The 696-nt window shown below is 67.4% G+C and carries 1 protein-coding gene; it reads left to right on the plus strand.

Annotation, left to right across the window (positions count from 1 at the left end):
* Window positions 1-696: malic enzyme-like NAD(P)-binding protein (locus A7W11_RS17645; RefSeq protein ID WP_328587216.1), on the plus strand; the 696-nt coding region annotated here is incomplete at both ends.

The raw sequence follows: 696 nt of genomic DNA on the forward strand, positions 1-696 counted from the left end.
CCAGCGCGACCTGGCGCTGGCCTACTCGCCCGGCGTGGCCGCGGCCTGTGAGGAAATCGTCGAGGACGCGGCCAACGTCTTCCGCTACACCGGCCGGGGCAACCTGGTGGGCGTGATCACCAACGGCACGGCGGTGCTGGGGCTGGGCAACATCGGGGCGCTGGCGTCCAAGCCGGTGATGGAAGGCAAGGCGGTGCTGTTCAAGAAGTTCGCGGGCATCGACGTGTTCGACATCGAGATCAACGAGACGGACCCGGACAAGCTGGTCGACATCATCGCGGGCCTGGAGCCCACGTTCGGCGGCATCAACCTGGAAGACATCAAGGCGCCGGAGTGCTTCACGGTCGAGCGCAAGCTGCGCGAGCGCATGAAGATCCCGGTCTTCCACGACGACCAGCACGGCACGGCCATCACGGTCAGCGCCGCCTTCATCAACGGCCTGAAGGTCGTGGGCAAGGACATCGGGCAGGTCAAGGTGGTCACGTCCGGCGCGGGCGCGGCGGCGCTGGCCTGCCTGGACCTGATGGTGGACCTGGGGCTGCCGCTGGAAAACATCTGGGTGACGGACATCGAGGGCGTGGTCTACGAAGGCCGCACGACGCTGATGGATCCGGACAAGGCGCGCTACGCCAAGGCCACCGAGGCGCGCAAGCTGGCGGAAGTGATCGCCGACGCGGACGTGTTCCTGGGCCTGTC

The organism is Bordetella ansorpii (genome assembly GCF_900078315.1).
Taxonomy (GTDB): domain Bacteria; phylum Pseudomonadota; class Gammaproteobacteria; order Burkholderiales; family Burkholderiaceae_B; genus Bordetella; species Bordetella ansorpii.